Annotated in this window: 13 protein-coding genes; 5 read left to right on the top strand and 8 right to left on the bottom strand. The window is 69.0% G+C overall.

Annotation, left to right across the window (positions count from 1 at the left end; genetic code table 11):
* Positions 1-97: 97 nt before the first annotated feature.
* Complete coding sequence (locus tag ASG71_RS09615; RefSeq protein WP_157366315.1) at positions 98-727, bottom strand: hypothetical protein; 630 nt, start codon at positions 725-727, stop codon at positions 98-100.
* Positions 728-1366: 639 nt separating this feature from the next.
* Here ASG71_RS09615 and ASG71_RS09610 point away from each other — a divergent pair.
* Positions 1367-3526 (top strand): bifunctional polysaccharide deacetylase/glycosyltransferase family 2 protein, encoded by a 2160-nt coding sequence (locus tag ASG71_RS09610; RefSeq protein WP_235563959.1) that lies wholly within the window; start codon positions 1367-1369, stop codon positions 3524-3526.
* Between the two features lie 21 nt (positions 3527-3547).
* Entirely contained in the window at positions 3548-4672 is a 1125-nt protein-coding gene (locus ASG71_RS09605; RefSeq protein ID WP_157366313.1) for a chitinase, read from the top strand.
* 48 nt (positions 4673-4720) lie between these two features.
* Here the strand turns inward: ASG71_RS09605 and ASG71_RS09600 are convergent, their stop codons facing one another.
* The 4 genes from ASG71_RS09600 to ASG71_RS09585 are packed head-to-tail and all read right to left on the bottom strand — an operon-like array spanning position 4721 to position 9592.
* Entirely contained in the window at positions 4721-5950 is a 1230-nt protein-coding gene (locus ASG71_RS09600; RefSeq protein ID WP_056738389.1) for an SAM-dependent methyltransferase, read from the bottom strand.
* Positions 5947-7461, bottom strand: coding sequence for a class I SAM-dependent methyltransferase (locus ASG71_RS09595; protein ID WP_082574993.1), 1515 nt, complete (start codon positions 7459-7461; stop codon positions 5947-5949). Before ASG71_RS09595 ends, ASG71_RS09600 begins: the two co-directional genes overlap by 4 nt.
* Positions 7462-7463: 2 nt before the next feature.
* A complete protein-coding gene (locus tag ASG71_RS09590; RefSeq protein WP_056738387.1) occupies positions 7464-8195 on the bottom strand; it encodes a DUF1365 domain-containing protein in 732 nt (243 codons plus the stop codon).
* Positions 8192-9592 carry an NAD(P)/FAD-dependent oxidoreductase gene (locus tag ASG71_RS09585; protein WP_056738385.1) on the bottom strand — a complete coding sequence of 467 codons (1401 nt, stop codon included), beginning with the start codon at positions 9590-9592 and terminating at the stop codon, positions 8192-8194. Before ASG71_RS09585 ends, ASG71_RS09590 begins: the two co-directional genes overlap by 4 nt.
* 183 nt (positions 9593-9775) lie before the next feature.
* Here ASG71_RS09585 and ASG71_RS09580 point away from each other — a divergent pair, with 183 nt between their 5' ends.
* Positions 9776-10696, top strand: coding sequence for a LysR family transcriptional regulator (locus ASG71_RS09580; RefSeq protein WP_056738716.1), 921 nt, complete (start codon positions 9776-9778; stop codon positions 10694-10696).
* A gap of 28 nt (positions 10697-10724) precedes the next feature.
* Here ASG71_RS09580 and ASG71_RS09575 read toward each other — a convergent pair whose 3' ends face one another.
* Positions 10725-12122 carry an aldehyde dehydrogenase family protein gene (locus ASG71_RS09575; RefSeq protein WP_056738383.1) on the bottom strand — a complete coding sequence of 466 codons (1398 nt, stop codon included), beginning with the start codon at positions 12120-12122 and terminating at the stop codon, positions 10725-10727.
* A 99-nt stretch (positions 12123-12221) separates the two neighbouring features.
* On the opposite strand from ASG71_RS09575, the gene ASG71_RS09570 reads away from it, so the two are divergent.
* A complete protein-coding gene (locus tag ASG71_RS09570; protein WP_056738714.1) occupies positions 12222-12728 on the top strand; it encodes a DUF2004 domain-containing protein in 507 nt (168 codons plus the stop codon).
* A gap of 91 nt (positions 12729-12819) precedes the next feature.
* On the opposite strand, the gene metE is transcribed toward ASG71_RS09570, so the two are convergent.
* Positions 12820-15153, bottom strand: a complete 2334-nt coding sequence (metE, locus tag ASG71_RS09565) for a 5-methyltetrahydropteroyltriglutamate--homocysteine S-methyltransferase (protein ID WP_056738380.1) — start codon at positions 15151-15153, stop codon at positions 12820-12822.
* 26 nt (positions 15154-15179) lie between these two features.
* On the bottom strand, positions 15180-16160 hold the full coding sequence (locus ASG71_RS09560) for a methylenetetrahydrofolate reductase (RefSeq protein ID WP_056738377.1): 981 nt from the start codon (positions 16158-16160) through the stop codon (positions 15180-15182).
* Between the two features lie 445 nt (positions 16161-16605).
* Here ASG71_RS09560 and ASG71_RS09555 point away from each other — a divergent pair, with 445 nt between their 5' ends.
* Entirely contained in the window at positions 16606-16803 is a 198-nt protein-coding gene (locus ASG71_RS09555) for a hypothetical protein (RefSeq protein WP_056738712.1), read from the top strand.
* Position 16804 lies beyond the last annotated feature (1 nt).

Below are 16804 nucleotides of genomic sequence, written 5' to 3'. Positions count from 1 at the left end.
GGATAAAGCCGCAGGCCAGAGGCTTTCGGCCCGGATTCGTCCGGCGCCCGCGGAGGGTTGGTGCCCCCCGCGTATGCCTGCCTGACGCCGCCGGCCCTCAGCGCGGCGGGGTTGAACCGGGCGATGCCGTCACGAGCTGGTTGCCGTAGCCGCTGTCGCAGATGCCGTCGTGGATCACGCCGTCCCCGGGGGCGACGACGAAATTGTCGGCCGGGTGGAAGACTGCCGCACGCACTCCCGTGACCTGCTCCGCGCAGCGCTGGGCAAACGATTCACCCTCCCCCTCGCCGCCGATCCAGGCGTCAAGCCAGGTGCTGGCCCCGCCATGCCTGGCCGCGTCAGCATGGCACGGGCCCTCCTCCGGCGCCGGCCCGTCCCCGCAGGTGTCTTCCACGATGAAGTAGCGCCGCACGTCGGGCAGGTAGATGCGGGTGCCCGCCGGGAAATCCAGGACGTCCTGTCCGGTCTCCAGGGAATGCCCGACGGCGATCGTCACCGGGTCCGCGTAGGTCCCCCTGCCGCCGGCCTTCTTGTGCAGCACGGGGTGGCTGATGTCCGGGGAGCCCTCGGGGGTGTTGTCGTACCACGTGTAGGCCGTGATGTAGGTGTCCGGCGTCACGGTCAGCGCAGTGGCTGTGGGAGCCGGCGGCGGCGGAACGGCGTCGCACGCGGCCACGGCAAGCAGTACCGCCAGCACGCCGGCTGCCGCTCCGACTCCCCTGCGCATGCCGCACCCGCCTCCACTGACTCCCGGACCGTATCCCGTACGCTACCCGGCCTCCGCCCGGCGCGGTAGCCACCGCCGACGCCCTGTTGCGCTGCGCGGCGCAGCCCTCCCCGGGGCCCCGGACGGCCCCTGCCGCGCGTACCGCGGCGGTACCGGCTTACTCGCAAAACACCCGGTCGGTACTCGGTAATCGGCATCAAAAACCAAGTAGCACCGTCGCGAAAACGCGCGTGTTTTCTACGCGTGCGCCCCGTTCCCGAGCGCTCCAAACTCGAAAGCAGAAAGGGATACGCCGGGATCCGGCGGCTCAAGAAAGTTCAGGGAGAAGTCGCATGAGCGCCAATTTCTCCCGTCGAAAAATGGTCGTCCGTTCCGGGTCGAATCCCCGTCGAACAGCGGCGGCGCTCCCGCCCTGGTCTCCGTCAGGGCTACTGCACCATCGATTCTCCGGCGAGGCAATCCATGACGAAAAAATCTCCCATTTCCGGCACGGCACCCGTCTTCTTTGATCCAAGTGGCAAGCGCTGGCGGCGCATCCTTATTGCGTTCGTTGCCAGCGCCTTGCTGATCGTTTTTTCGGTCGTTTGGATTCTGCCCGCGGCCAGTGCCCCGGTCTGGAAAGGGCAGGAAAACCAGAACGTGGAATACCCGCGGAAGCTGCTCTCCAGCCATGACCTGCGCAATATCCCGCGGATCGGCCCCGAGGGCGGGTTCGCCTTCGACCGGATTGCGCTGATCGAACGCCGGAACGGCAAAGTTTTCCTCAAGGACCCGTTCAGTTCGACAATTTGGCGTGAGGCCACCGCCGAGGAAATCGAACTGATCGGTGACAGTCCGTACGCAATGGAAACTTTCGGCAAGCCGGCGGACCACACCCTCATGCTGACCTTCGACGACGGCCCTGACCCGAGGAATACGCCGCAGATCCTGGATTTGCTGTCCAAGGAAGGCGTCCCGGCCACCTTCTTCACCGTGGGTGACAACATCGTCAAATACTCCGATATCTTCCGGAGGATGACGCAGGAAGGCCACATGGTCGGGAACCACACCATGTCGCACATCGATTTCTGGGCCCACGATGACCTTTTCAACCGGCAGCAGGTCATCGGCGCGGACCGGATCATGCGTGCCTCGGACAATTACGCCAGCCGGCTCTTCCGGATCCCGACCGGCGACCCCGGCAACAATTCACTGGCACTGCTGCAGTCCCAGCAGCTGGGATTCCTGCACATCAATATGGACTTTGATACCCGTGACTGGTCGTACGCGCCCGGGGTTCCGATCAAGGCGCAGAAACTCGACGGCCAGGGACACATTGTCCTGGTCCACGACGGCGGCGGTGACCGCAGCGCCACGATTGAAATGCTGAAGTCCTTTATCCCGATGGCCAAGGCGCAGGGCTATACCTTTACCACCGTGGAGCCGCTGCTGCCGCCGGAATTTGTCCCGGCGAAGAATGTTCCCGGTGCGGTCGAGGACAACGCCACCCTCGCCGCCATGACGACCTACCTGGTCACCCCGAACGTCATCCTGACCTGGCTGTTCTGGTTCGGCATTGGCTCGCTGACGCTGCTGACCTTCCTCTACGTCGTGCTGGCGGTCATCAACAACCGGCGCCAGAAGAAGCGGCTTTGGGCGGAGATTAAGGAAGAAGACTGGCCGTTTGTCAGCGTCGTCCTGCCGGTTTTCAATGAGGAACTCGTGGTGGCGAAAACATTGGACGCGCTGCGGGCCAGCGACTATCCCCGGCTGGAAGTCGTGGCCGTCAATGATGGCTCCACCGACGGCACGCTGAAGGTATTGTCCGAATACGCAGAAAAGTGGCCCCAGCTGCGCGTCATTGACCAGCCCAACGGTGGCAAGTCGGCCGCCAGCAACCATGGAATTGCCCAGTCCCGCGGCGAAGTGGTGGTCACCCTGGACGGCGACACCATGTTTGAGCCGCAGACAATCAAGATGTTCGCCCGGCATTTCCTGGCCCCGCGCAACGGCAAGGTTGTCGGCGCGGTCGCAGGGCATGTGAAGGTGGGCAACCGGCGCAACCTTTTGACGGCCTGGCAGAGCCTGGAATACCTCTCCGGCATTTGCGTCACCCGGATGGCAGAAGGCCTGATGGGCGCGATTTCGATAGTTCCCGGCGCCTGCGCCGCCTGGCGGCGTGAAGCGCTCCTGGCGGCGGGCGGCTATTCCCACGACACCCTCGCCGAGGATGCGGACCTGACCCTGTCCCTGCAGCAACTGGGGTACAGCATCGTCCAGGAAAACAACGCCGTGGCCTGGACCGAGGCGCCCATGACGCTCCGGGGCCTGTTCAAGCAGCGGCTGCGCTGGACTTACGGCAACATCCAGACGCTGTACAAGCACCGGTCCATGCTGTTCAATCCCAAGTTCGGAGCCCTGGGCATGCTGACCATGCCCTACGCCTTGATCTCGGTGCTGGTCCCCCTGGTGTTCATGCCGCTGACGATCATCGTGGCGATCAGCAGCCTGGCCCACGGCGAATGGCAGGCCGTCGCGTTGTTCTCGGCGTTCGTCGCCGGGACCCACATGATCATTTCCATCGTGGCGGTGGTGATGGTCAAGGAGAGCCCGATGCACCTGCTGATCGTTCCGATCTACCGGCTCATCTACGAACCGCTCCGGGCCTACGTGGTCTTCGGCTCGGCCATCCTCGCACTGCGGGGCACGGCGGTCGGCTGGTACCGGCCCGAACGCACCAACAGCGTCGCCATCCCCGCCGGCCACGGCGCGCTGGGGGCGCTGGCTCCGGTGCCGGCGGACCAACTGGCCCACTCCTAGCCGGCAGACGGGGACGGTAAGGTGCCGGACCGGCGGAGGCGGCGACACGGCAGCGAGGCAGGCCGGTCCCCCGCGCCCCGCGGCTGGGGCGCGGCCCTGGCGGTCTCCGCCGTCGTCCTGGCGGCCGCCGCCTGCACCCCGCTTCCGCCCGGGAACTACGGCCAGGAAGAAGGCAGGAGCCGGCCCCCGTTGAGTCCGCCGTGGTTCGGGGGGTACCTGGACGTCACGCTCACCCCCAGCCTCCGGCTCCAGGACCTGCCTCCGAACGGCACGGTCACCACGGTGTTGTCCTTTATCGGCGCGCATCCGAAGAAACCCTGCGAGCCATCCTGGGACGGCTTCTACACCCTGGACGAGGCCAGCAGGCGGATCGACCTGGCCGGACAGCTGAAGTCCTTCCGGGCCGCGGGCAACAGCGCAGCCATCTCCTTCGGCGGGCAGCTCGGCAAGGAGCTGGCGGGAGCGTGCGCCACCGAGGATGCACTGGTGACGGCCTACTCGACAGTGATCTCAAAATACGGCGTGGACACGGTCGACTTCGACGTCGAGGGGGACGGACTGAAGGACGCGGCGGCCGCGGCCCGGCGCGGTGCTGCGGTCGCCAGGTTGCAGGCCGGACGCCCCGCGGACCATCCGCTGAAGGTGTGGCTGACGCTGCCGGTGTCCTCCGAGGGCCTGACATCCGACGGTGAGAAGACGGTCGCGGCCATGCTTGACGCCGGGGTCGACCTCACGGGCGTCAACATTATGGTGATGGACTTCGAGCCGCTCGACCCGGGCCGGACGATGTTCGACGCAGCCGTCAGCGCCGCGGAGGCCACGCACCGGAGCCTGTCCAAGCTCTACGGGGCGGCCGGCGAGCAGTTGGATTCCGGCCAGGTGTGGCACCGGATCGGGCTCACCCCGATGATCGGTGAGAACGATGTCAAAGGCCAGGTCTTCAGCCTCGCAGATGCCGAACGGCTGAACAGCTTCGCGGTTGAACGCGGCATCGGCCGGGTCTCCATGTGGTCCCTGAACCGCGACGCTGCCTGCGGCGCCGGGGCCCAGCGGCAGGTCGGCAGCGCCGCGGCGAACAACTGCAGCGGGGTGAAGCAGGAGGCCGGCCAGTACGCGAGGCTGCTCGGCAAAACCCTCACGGTCTGATGCCGGGACCCGCCGGGCCGGGTCACCCCGGCCCGGCGCAGGCGCCGGTCAGCCGGGCCGGCTGCAGAGGATCTGCTCCACGCCCATCCGCCCCTCGGCGAAACTGCGGAGCGCCCCGACCAGGTACAGCCGCCAGACGCGGGCGATTTCCTCGCCCATCATCGCCACGGCCGCGTCGTGGTTCTCCTCGAACCGGGCGTACCAGGCTTCCAGGGTGCGGACGTAGTCCCGGCGCATGGCCTGCACGCCTTCGACTTCGAAGCCTGCGTCCTCCAGGAAGCCCAGCGTCTCGCCGACCGGGCGCATGTGCATGTCCGGGGCGATGAAGGACTCAATGAACGGCCCTCCCCCGGGGTGCTTGCCGCGCCGGGACATTTGCTGGACCAGGACCTTGCCGCCGGGCACCACGTTGGTGAACAGCGCCGAGGCGTAGACCGGGTAGTTGCGCTGCCCCACGTGCTCGCCCATTTCGAGGGAAGCGACGGCGTCGAACGGCCCGTCCGGTATCTCGCGGTAGTCCTGCACGCGGATTTCGACCCGGCCCTCGAGCCCGCGTTCCTTGATCCGCGCGTCGATGAAGGCCTTCTGCTCCACCGACAGGGTGACACCCACGACGTCGGCGCCGTAGTACTGCGCCGCGTGCAGGCTCAGTGAGCCCCAGCCGCAGCCGACATCAAGCAGCCGCATTCCGGGTTTCAGGCCGATCTTGCGGCACACGAGGTCCAGCTTGTCCCGCTGGGCGTCCTCCAGCCCGTACCCCTCGGAGGAATCGGTCCAGTATCCGCTGGAGTATGCCATCTGCGGGTCGAGGATCAGCGCGTAGAAGTCGTTGCTGAGGTCATAGTGGTGGCTGATCGCGGCCCGGTCGCGCAGCAGGCTGTGCAGCCGCCCGGTCACGCGGGCCTGGCTGGCGGGCGGGGCGGGCGGTGCGCCCAGGGCTCCCGCGGCCCGGGCGATCCGCGCCACGCCGGCGAGCACCGACGGCGTCGGCCGGACTCCCGAGAGCCCGCGGTCCCGCACCACCTTCCAAAGGTGCTCAAGCGCGGAGTTGAGGTCGCCGTCGACGTCGAGCTCCCCGGTCACGTAGGCCTGGGCCGCGCCGAGCTCCCCCGGCGCCCACAGCAGCCGGCGGATGGCGTCCGGGGAGTTGAGCCGGACCACGGGTGCTCCCGCCGGACCTGCTTCGCTGCCGTCCCACACCACCAGCCGGACCGGCAGTTCCCCGCCGGCCACCGGCCGCAGGACCTCCGCGATGGTGTCCGCCAGCCCCGCCGTCACTGACCGCTCCGGCCGGCCGTGGCGGGGCGGGCCACTTTGGCGCCGGCCGCGCCTGTGGCCCGGGCCGGCACCTTGTCCAGCACGATCTGCTGCACGTCCAGGTACCCCGTCTCGAAGCCGGCGCGGGAGTAGCACAGGTAGAAGAGCCACATGCGCTGGAAAACTTCGTCGAAGCCCAGTCCGCGCACCTCCGCGGCGCGGGACATGAAGCGTTCCTCCCAGAGCCGCAGTGTCTGGGCGTAGTGCTCGCCCATGGCCAGCCGCTCGCGGACCCGAAGGCCCGTCTGCTTCTCGGTGACTTCCTCGATGGCCCGCACCGAAGGAATGACCCCGCCCGGGAAGATGTACTTGTGCACCCAGGTGTAGCTGGTCCGGGTGGCGATGAGCCGGTCGTGGCCGATTGTGATCGCCTGGATGGCCACCCTTCCGCCGGGGGCCAGCACGCGTTCGATCGTCTGGAAGTAGGTGGCCCAGTATTCGTAGCCGACTGCTTCGATCATTTCGACCGAGACGACGGCGTCGAACTCGCCCTCGACGGCGCGGTAATCCTTGAGCTCGATCGTGACGGCGTCGGCGTAGCCCGCCTCCGCGACGCGCTGCCGGGCCAGTTCCTGCTGTTCGCTGGAGAGGGTTACCGAGTACACGCTTGCCCCGCGGGCGGCGGCGCGGAGGGCGAGTTCGCCCCAGCCGGTGCCGATTTCCAGCACGCGGGTGCCTTCGGTGACGCCGGCCTTGTCCAGCAGGCGGTCGATCTTGGCCTGCTGGGCGGCGGCGAGCCCGTCCCAGGCGACATGCCGCAGCGCCTCGCCGCGTTCCGGGAACAGCGCGCTGGAGTAGGTCATGGTGCTGTCCAGGAACGTCGCGAAGAGCTCGTTGGACAGGTCATAGTGCCGGGAGATGTTGGACCGGGTGTTCTGCTCGGTGTTGCGTTCGGTCCGCGGGGTGCGGGGCAGGTAGAGCCCGCGCAGTTTCTGCAGCGGCTCCGGCACGAGCGAACCGACCCGGGCCGCAAAGACCTCCATCACGGCGGTGAGGTTGTCCGCGTCCCAGTCCCCGGCCATGTAGGACTCGCCCAGGCCGATCAGGCCGCCGTCGCCCAGCCGCCGGGCAAAGTCTTCGGGCCGGTGCATCGTCATGACCGGGTACGCGGTGCCCCGGCTGGAGCCGGAACCCGCGCCGAGACCCAGCTCGGTGCCGTCGGGGTAACGGACGGTCAGGGGCAGGCGCCGGACCGCGGCGCGGAAGATCGTGTCGGCGACCTTCCCCGCAACCCGGGCCTTGGTGCTGGCCGGAACGGCGGCGACGCTGGGCCAGATCGCGGCGTCTATGACCGCCGGCGGCTCCGGAACGGTGTACGGGACAGCGTACGGCGTGGCGGCGTTCCCAGAAGTAGGGTTACCGGACGCGGGGTTCCCGGCCGGAGTGTTTCCGGACTGGGTGCTGTCCGGGGTGCTGGGTTCCGGCGTGTGGTCAGTCGGCGGCGCCGGGTAGGCTCCGCCCGCTTCGGTCATGGTCACTGGACTGCCTCCTGTGAGGGGTGGTGTGGTCTTTTGATGACGGGCAAGCGGCGTGCCCACAGCTTGATGCCCTGCCAGCGGATCTGCGCCGCGACCCGCAGCGGCGCCAGCGGGACGGCGAGCGCCGCGGCGAGGATGTTCGGCACGGTGGCTTCGCGGCGGACCCCGTCCATGGTGGCGACGAAGGGCTGCTGGCCTTCCCGCTCCAGGACGATCGATACGGCCAGCCGCTCCCCCGGTTCGGGCAGTTTCATCCGGTACCGGCCGTCGACGTCGTTGAACGGTGAGACGTAGAACGCCTTGGGGACGGTGGCGCGGCCGGCGGAGTCGGTGTGCAGCAGGTAGCAGTGCCGTTCGCCGTAGGTGTTGTGCACCTCGGCGACGACGCACCGCAGCTCCCCGCCGGGGCCGTGGCACCAGAACAGGCTGAGCGGGTTGAAGACGTGGCCGAAGACGCGGGCGCTGGCCAGCATGGTGATCCGGCCGCCGTCGAGCGTGATGTCCTGGGTGGCGAGGTAGCGTTCGACGTTGCCGCGCAGGCTCCCGGCCGGGTCACCCAGGTGGTCGGCGGCGGAGAAACCGGCCAGCGGCGCGATCCAGCGTGGCAGCACCGGGAGGGCATCGACGTCGACGTACCAGCTGTAACTGCAGTAGGTGAAGGCGTTGCGCAGCGGCGTCCGCCGCACGTGCCCGATGGAGGTGCGGTAGATGGCTGCGCCGCCGCTCATGCACCCTCCAGCGCAGGGGTCAGGGTTTCAGCGCCCTGCGGTGCTGCGGCCGCCGGGTCGGCGGGGGCCGCCGGTTCCCAGGACCGCCCCAGGGCCGCCGCGGCACGGACGCCGGAGAGCGCCCCGTCCTCGTGGAAGCCCCAGCCGTGGTAGGCGCCGGCGAACGCCAGCTGCCCGTCGCCAAGGCCCTGGATCTGCTCCTGGGCGCGCAGCGAATCCGGGGTGTACTGCGGGTGTTCGTAGACCATGCGCTCCAGGACGGCGCGGTCGCCGACCAGTTCGGATTCGCCGAGGCTGACGATGTAGCGCCCGCCGTCAACCGGGTCCAGCCGCTGCAGCCGGGTCATGTCGTAGCTGACCAGCACCCGGTCGGGACGGGCGTCGCAGGAGGGCAGCCGGTAATTCCAGGAGGCCTGGGCGTTGGTGCTCTTCGGAAGCACGGCGTTATCGCGGTGGAAGACGGTGTGGTTGACCGAGTACGGCATGCCCGCCAGGGCATCCGTTTCGGCCGGTGAGGCGTCGGTGAGCAGGCTCAGCGCCTGCGCCGGGTGGGTGGCGACGACGACGGCGTCGAAGGTCTCCGTGTGTTCGGGCCCGCTGGCGGGTTTGGAGGTGACGTCCACGCCGCCCTCGTGCCGGCGGATCCCGGTGACCGGCGAGGAGAGCCGGATGTCCGGCAGGCCGGCCGCGATCTTGTCCACGTAGCTGCGGGAGCCGCCGGTTACGGTGCGCCACTGCGGGGACCCCTTGATGCCGAGCAGGCCGTGGTGGCCGAGGAAGGTGAAAAGGTAGCGGGCCGGGTAGGCCAGGGCGGTGGTCGGGTCGCAGGACCAGACGGCGCTGACCACGGGCGTCATGAAGTGCACGATGAAGTAGCTGCTGAACTTTTCCCGGTCCAGGAACTCTCCGAGCGTCAGTTCGCCGGCGCCGTCCGCTGCCCCGTCCGTGCCGGCGGCCAGCAGGGCCCTGGCCCGGCGGTAGAACCGCGTGACCTCGAGCAGCATCAGCAGGTAGCGGCCGCGCAGCAGGGTCGAGGGCGTGGGGATGATGCCGCGTGCGCCGGCCCGGGCCCCGGCATATTCGAGTCCGCAGCCGTCGCAGCGGATGGACATGCTCATCTCGGACGGCTGGGTCTGCACGCCGAGTTCCTTGAACAGCCGCAGGAGGGTGGGGTAGGTCCGGTTGTTGTGCACGATGAAGCCGGTGTCGATGCCCAGCACCGTGCCGTCGGGCTGGCGCACGTCATGCGTATGGGCGTGGCCGCCGAGCCGTGCGTCGGCTTCGAAGACACTCACCCGGTCCCGCCGGTTCAGCACGTAGGCGGCGGTCAGGCCGGCCACCCCGCTGCCGATCACGGCGACGCGCCGCCCGTCCGGGATGCTCTCTGCTTGCTGCACTGTCTGCTCCTGTTGCCTTGCCTGAATTGTCCTGATGGACCGTCGTATGGGCAATTCGTCACCGCGGGGCGGCCGGATGAGTGTAAATTTTCGGCGGCCGCTTGAAACCCAATGTGCCAGAATGAAGCCGGATTCCGCTTCCGCCCCACCGAAGCACCGACGCACAACCCCGAAGGACGGCCCTTGATCAACCCCGTGCACCTGCGAACGCTGGTGGAAGTGGTACGGCTGGGCTCGTTCACGGCGGCCGCATCCCGGCTCGGTTACACGGCCTCGGCGGTGTCACAGCAGATGTCCGCCCTGGAGCGGGACACCGGGGTGGAGCTGTTCCAGCGCTCAGCCCGCAGCATCCAGCCCACGGAAGCCGCCGTCGTCATGACCCGGCACGCCGCCAAGGTGCTGACCGATATCGACGCCCTGATGGCGGCGGCCGCACGGACCCACGACAGCGCCAGCCAAGAACTGCGGCTGGGCATCTTCCCGTCCCTGGCCACGTACGTGCTGCCCCGGATCCTGCAGAACCCGGCGTGGAAGAAACTCGGCATCGAACTGCGGGTCTCCGTGGCGGAGCCCGGCCAGACCATCCAGGGGCTGCGCACCGGCGGCGAGCTCGACGTCGCCCTGGTCTACCAAGTGGGCCAGTCGGGCCTGGCGTGGCCCCACACCATCAACCGGCAGTGGATCGGCGACGACGACTTCCGGGTGGTGCTGCCCGCGGCGTGGGGCATCGGCGCGGACGCCCGGGTGGCCGCCGACCATCTCTCCGACATGCCCTGGATCATGCACCACCCCGGCACCTCCGATGCCACCGTGATCGAGCGGCTCTTCGCCGGCTGCAACCTGCACCCGCGGGTGGTGGCGTACAGCGATGACTTCCACGCCAGCCTGGAGATGGCCGCCGCGGGGCTTGGCGCGGCACTGGTTCCCGAATTGGCGCTGCTGCACCGGCCCGACGGCGTCGTGGTGCTGGACGTCCCGGAGATCCGGCTGGCCCGCAACGTCTTTGCGCTCCTGCCGAAGGAGAAGCAGACGGCGCAGGTGCAGTTGTTCGTGGAACTGCTGGCCGACACGCTGCAGAAGCTGGGAACGACGCGCCGGGACTAGGCGCAGGAGCGGTTGTTAGGGCCGGACCTCAGGAGCGGCGCCGCAGTTTCCCGGCGGGCGCGACGAGGGCGCTGATGAGCCGGTGCTTGGCCTTCGTATACGGCGGATAGATCAGTTCCAGGGTGTCCGGCCAGGACGGTTTGGACAGGGTGGAGCGTTCGTGGGAGAAGGTCCGCACCGAGTGTTCCCCGTGGTAGGCGCCCATGCCGCTGTTGCCCACCCCGCCGAACGGCAGCCCCGGAACGCTCAGGTGCGCCGCCGGAACGTCGAAGCAGAGCGCCCCGGAGGAGGTCTCCTCGGAGAACGCCTGGCGCGTGCCGGGGTCGTTGCTGAAGACGTAGAGCGCCAGCGGCTTGGCGCCGGCGTTGATCATCCGGATCGCCTCCGCCTGCCCGCTGACCGGAACCAGCGGCAGCAGCGGTCCGAAGATCTCCTCCCCCATCACCGCGTCGCCCGGCGCGGGCCGCAGCAGGCTCGGGGCGAAGTACCGGCTGGCGGCGTTCCGTCCGCCGCCGTGGACCACCGTGCTGCCGTCCGCGAGCGCGGCGACCCGCTCGAAGTGCCGGTCATTGACGATCCGGCCGTAGGAGTCGCTCCGCGCCGGGTCGCTGCCGAAAAGCGCCGTGATCGCCTTGACCAGCTCACGCTGCAACGGTTCCAGCACCTCTTCGGTGGCCAGGACGTAGTCCGGTGCCACACAGGTCTGGCCCGCGTTCATGAACCGTCCCCAGGCCAGCCGCTTCGCCGTCTTGGCCAGGTCCGCGGTGGAGTCCACGTACGCCGGTGACTTGCCGCCCAGTTCCAGCGTGACCGGCGTCAGGTGTTCGGCCGCGGCCCGCAGCACCACCTTCGCCGCGGCTTCCCCGCCGGTGAAGAAGATATGGTCAAAGCGCATTTCCAGCAGGGCCGTGGTCTCGGGGATGCCGCCTTCAATGACCTCGGCTGCGCCGGGAAGGTACTCCGGGATCCAGCGGGCCAGGGCGGCAGAGGTGGCGGGGGCGTGTTCGCTGGGTTTGAGCACCGCCGTGTTGCCGGCGGCGAGGGCGCCGGCCAGCGGCGCCAGCAGCAGCTGCAGCGGGTAGTTCCACGGCCCGATCACGAGCACCACGCCCAGCGGGGTCAGCTCGGTCCAGGCCTTGGCCGGCTGGACGGCCAGCGGGACGGAGACCGGCCTGGGCTTGAGCCAGGCGGCCAGGTGCTTCTCCAGGTGCGCGGCCTCGGCGGTCACGAAGCCGATTTCGGTCAGCTGGGCCTCGGTCTCGTGCTTGCCCAGGTCACCGGCGAGAGCGGCGGCGAATTCGCCGCGGCGCTCAACCAGCATCCGGCGCAGGTTGCCGAGTTGCTCGAGGCGCCAGGCGAGCGGACGGGTGGTTCCGCTGTCAAAAACTTCGCGGGCGCGGGCGACGGCGGCGGCTACGGTGTGCATCCGTTCAATCTACCCGCCGGGAGAGCCTCTCCGGCGGCGGCACCGCACAATTGCCGCCGGATGGTGGAACGGCGCGGGATTGAGGACTATGTTGAAGTCATGAGCAAGGTAGCAAGCCGGCACTTTGGAGAGATCGAGCTCAACCACGGTCGTGACCATAATTTCGCTGCGAAGCACGAACTTGACGGCCAGCCCCTGGAGCTTGACCTCAATGTCAACGCCCATGACCACTTCGACGAGGCGGCCCTGCACAAGGTCGACTACCGGCTGCGGTTCCTGCCGGAACTGGTGGACCAGGTCCGCGAGATGATCGCCGAGGAACTGGACCAGGAGGGCACCAGCCCGCAGGAGTACCTTCGCTTCCACTGCAACGCCCTCAAGCCCGAGCATCTCAAGCAGGTCTTCGGCGTCGAGGACAAGGCGCAGTTGACCAACCAGGTCTTCCTCAAGGCGTTGAAGCTCGGCCACGTGGGCATCTTCCCCGGCCAGCCGGAGCGCTACTTCGTCCTGGACTTCACCCTGGGCGCACACTTCACCGACGAGGTCCTGGTGGCCTCCGCGGACGAGGACGGCGTCGTCGACGACGAGATTCTCTGGGAATCCTGAAGCTGAGCGGAACGCACGACGGCGGCCGGCCACCCAGGTAGGTGGCCGGCCGCCGTCGTTTTTTCACTCGGCCTGCCTGTCCGGCCGGGGGCTAGACAGCGGCTTCGAGCAGTCCGGTCCGGACCGTCCGCGCCGCGCCGACCAGGTGCCGCAGCGATGCCTCGGTCTCGGCGTAACCGCGGGTCTTGAGGCCGCAGTCCGGGTTGACCCAAAGCTGGCGGGACGGGACATGCCTGACCGCGGTGCTGAGCAGTTCGGTGACTTCCTGCTCCGCCGGGACACGGGGCGAGTGGATGTCATAGACGCCCGGGCCCACGCCGCGGCCGAAGCCGTGCGCCTCGAGGTCGTGCACCACCTCCATGCGGGAGCGGGCCGCCTCGATGGAGGTCACGTCGGCATTGAGGCCGTCGATCGCGTCGATGATGGCGCCGAACTCGGAGTAGCACAGGTGGGTGTGGATCTGGGTGGCGTCCGCGGCGCCCGCGGTGGCGAGGCGGAACGACCTGACGGACCAGTCCAGGTAGGCGGCCTGGTCGGCGCGGCGCAGCGGCAGGAGCTCACGCAGCGCCGGCTCGTCGACCTGGATGATGCTGATTCCGGCGGCTTCCAGGTCCGCAATTTCGTCCCGGAGGGCCAGCGCCACCTGGTTGGCGGTCTCCCCCAGCGGCTGGTCGTCGCGGACGAAGGACCAGGCCAGGATGGTGACCGGACCGGTGAGCATGCCCTTCATCGGCTTGTTGGTCAGCGACTGCGCGTAGCGGGCCCATTCCACCGTGATCGGGGCGCTGCGGGTGACGTCGCCCCAGAGGATGGAGGGCCGGGTGCAGCGCGAGCCGTAGGACTGGACCCAGCCGTGCACGGTGACATCGAAGCCCTCGAGGTTCTCCGCGAAGTACTGCACCATGTCGTTGCGCTCGGGCTCACCGTGGACCAGGACGTCGAAGCCGAGTTCTTCCTGCAGCCCGACCACGCGCTTGATCTCGTCCTTCATGAGCTGCTCGTACTGCCCGGTGCTGAGTTCGCCCTTGGCTGCCCGGGCCCGGGCGGTGCGGATGTCGGCCGTCTGCGGGAAGGAACCGATAGTGGTGGTGGGCAGCGGGGGCAGCTGCAGCGCCGCCGCCTGGGCGGCTTCGCGGATGCCGTAGTCGGAGCGGCTGAAGTCGGCCTCGGTCAGGGCCGCCGTGCGGCGGCGGACGCCGGCGCGGCGGACCCCTTCGGCGGCGGCGCGGGAGGCGATGACGGCCGCCGCCTCCTCGATGGCCGGCTGCACGGAGGCCGGATCGGTCAGCAGCCCGGCGAGGGTGACCACTTCCACGGTTTTCTGGTCGGCGAAGGCCAGCCAGCTGCGCAGCTGCGCGGAGAGCTGGGTCTCCTCGTCGACGTCGTGCGGGACGTGCTGTGTGGAGGTGGAGGTGCTCACGGCGAGCCGGGCGGCGGACTGCCGGAGCTCGGCGATTTTCGCCGCCGAGGCGCCAAGGTCGTTACGCCAGATGTTGTGCCCGTCCACGACGCCGGCGACGAGGGTCGTGTTCCCCAGCGCCGCCAGTGCGGCGGCGGAGGGTACCTGGCCCTTGAAGACATCCAGGTGCAGGGCGTCGATGCCGGTCGCGGCGAGGGTGCCGAGCTGGCCGTCGAGTGAGCCGTAGGGGGTGGAGACGAAGAGCTGCGGCCGGCGTGCCGCGGCGGCGAGGACCTCGTAGGCGCGGGCGGCCGCGGCCTGGATGTGCCCGGCCGGGGCGGCGTGGTCGGCGACGAGGGCGGGTTCGTCGAGCTGGATCCAGGCCGCCCCGGCTGCCGCGAGCTTCTCCAGCAGCGCGGTGTAGACCGGCAGGACGTCCTCGAGCCGGGAGAGCGGGTCGAAGCCGGCCGGGGCGTCGTCGGAGGCCTTGCTCAGCAGCAGGAAGGTGACGGGTCCGACGAGGTACGGGCGGGTCTCCACGCCGTTGGCGAGGGCGTATTCGAACTCTTCGACGATCCGGGAGGAAGCCGGCGTGAAGCGGGTTTCCGGGCCGATCTCCGGGACGAGGTAGTGGTAGTTGGTGTCGAACCACTTGGTCATTTCCAGCGGCGGCTGGTCCTTGGTGCCGCGGGCCAGGGTGAAGTAGCCCTCGATGCCGAGCTGGCCGTCCGCGTCCAGGAGGTTGCCGAAGCGGGCGGGGACGGCGCCGAGGTGGGCGGCGGCGTCCAGCACCTGGTCGTAGTAGGAGAAGGTGCCGGGGATGGCGGCGGGCTCGGTCAAGCCGAGCTCCTGGAGCCGGCGGGCGGTTCCGAGCTGGATCTGTTTGGCGGCCGTGTCCAGGGCGGCGGCGTCGATCCGGCCGGCCCAGTAGGCTTCGACGGCCTTTTTGAGTTCGCGGCGGCGGCCGATCCGGGGGTAGCCGAGGATCGAGGCGGACGGGAAGGGGGTGGCGTGCTGTGCAGTCATGGCAGGTCCTTGGGTGGTGGTGAATGTCAGCTGGCGAGGCGGCGCTCGGTGCCGCCTCGCGGCGCGGCGCTCCGGCGGGGGCCGGGCCGGGCGCCCGGCCTGGGCAGCGCGAGCCGGTCCAGCACGTCGAGGGCGCTGGCGTGCTCGTTGAAGGTGTAGAGGTGCAGGCCGGGGGCGCCGGCGTCGAGCGCGGCGTTGGCGAGGTCCACGGTGGCGGCGACTCCGATCCGGTTGCGTTCGGCGTCCGTGTCGGCGGCAGCGAGCCGTTCGAGCAGTTCCGGTGCCGGTTCGACGCCGGTCAGCTCGCCCAGCCGGGTCAGCCGACGGACGCTGGTCAGCGGCATGACGCCGGGGATGATCGGGATGGTGACGCCGGCCCGGCGGGCCCTGGCCAGCAGCTGCTCGTACTGGCCCGGGTGGAAGAACACCTGCGTGATGGCGAAGTCTGCGCCGGAGCGCTGCTTGGCGAGCAGCACCTCGACGTCGTGCGCCTCGCTGGGCGATTCCGGGTGCCGGGACGGGTAGGCGGCGACGCCGACCGCGACTTTGCCCGCACAGAGCAGGGCCGAGCGGCGCTGTTCGACGCGGCGGATCAGCTCGATCAGGTCCTGGGCGTAGCGCAGGGACCCCTGGGCCGGCTCGGTTCCGTCCTTGGGCTGGTCCCCGCGGAGGGCCAGGATGCCGCGGACGCCGACGTCGAGCAGTTCGGCGATGACGCCGGCCAGTTGCTGCGGGGTGTTGCCGACGCAGGTCAGGTGCGCCAGCGGCCGCAGGGTGGTTTCCTGGACGAGCCGGTTGATCAGTTCGACGGCGGTGCCGCGGTTGGAGCCGCTGGCGCCGTAGGTCACGGACACATAGTCGGGATTGGTCGTCTCGAGTTCACCGATAGTGGTCCAGAGCGACTCCGCAGCCGCGGGTGAGCGCGGCGGGAAGAGTTCGTAGGACAGGGCGACAGGCGCCGTGGCGGCCGGATGGGGATGTGCGTCGATAAGGCTTGGAGGTGACATTTGCGTCCTTGGCTGTGGGTCATCGCCGCCAGCTCGGCCGGCGATCCGGCCGGCACTGCCGCCAATGAGGTGAGTTTGGGGAACACGGAGGGAACTTCGGCAGGACGCAGCCGCGACTGGTACGCCTGGGGGGAAGCTGTCCGTGAGCAAATGTCAGGCCCACATGGGGGCACCCACACCCTCCTGGGCGGCGCCGGATGGTTCCGGTGGCCGGCCCGCAGCGGAGGATCGCTGACACGTTACGGAAGTAACTTGGCTACGACTCTAGGCGGATCAGGAAGGGGCGCACAAGCCGACCGCCGAATTAAGACGCGGTTTTACGTCAGGAAGGCACGTGTCGTTGAATATTCTTCGCCAGAACTCCACCTGGGACGCCGGGGCAAGGCATGATGCTCAGTGCGGAAGGGCCCTCCCCAGGCCGCCGGTGCGGGTCTATCCTGTGCACATGATCCAGCTTCCAGCCAGTTACCAGGAGTATCTCGCCGGCAAGAGCGAGAGCCTCGTCAACACCGTGCGGCCCATTTTGATGCAGTCCGCGGCGGACGGCCGGCACGGCGTCCGGGTGGTCGTCCACCCTCACGACCACCAGGCGCACCTCGACGACACGATCCCGTTCGGGACCGTCATCGAGGACATCGACTAGC

The sequence above is a fragment of the Arthrobacter sp. Soil763 genome, from assembly GCF_001428365.1.
GTDB lineage: Bacteria > Actinomycetota > Actinomycetes > Actinomycetales > Micrococcaceae > Arthrobacter.
This window is presented reverse-complemented; position numbering and strand designations above follow the sequence as displayed.

What these genes read in the sequence shown, in the direction of transcription:
- ASG71_RS09615 (WP_157366315.1), bottom strand. Translation starts at nt 727, where the DNA reads ATGCGCAGGGGAGTCGGAGCGGCAGCCGGCGTGCTGGCGGTACTGCTT.
- ASG71_RS09595 (WP_082574993.1), bottom strand. Translation starts at nt 7,461, where the DNA reads ATGACCGAAGCGGGCGGAGCCTACCCGGCGCCGCCGACTGACCACACG.
- ASG71_RS09590 (WP_056738387.1), bottom strand. Translation starts at nt 8,195, where the DNA reads ATGAGCGGCGGCGCAGCCATCTACCGCACCTCCATCGGGCACGTGCGG.
- ASG71_RS09575 (WP_056738383.1), bottom strand. Translation starts at nt 12,122, where the DNA reads ATGCACACCGTAGCCGCCGCCGTCGCCCGCGCCCGCGAAGTTTTTGAC.
- ASG71_RS09570 (WP_056738714.1), top strand. Translation starts at nt 12,222, where the DNA reads ATGAGCAAGGTAGCAAGCCGGCACTTTGGAGAGATCGAGCTCAACCAC.
- metE (WP_056738380.1), bottom strand. Translation starts at nt 15,153, where the DNA reads ATGACTGCACAGCACGCCACCCCCTTCCCGTCCGCCTCGATCCTCGGC.
- ASG71_RS09560 (WP_056738377.1), bottom strand. Translation starts at nt 16,160, where the DNA reads ATGTCACCTCCAAGCCTTATCGACGCACATCCCCATCCGGCCGCCACG.
- ASG71_RS09555 (WP_056738712.1), top strand. Translation starts at nt 16,606, where the DNA reads ATGATCCAGCTTCCAGCCAGTTACCAGGAGTATCTCGCCGGCAAGAGC.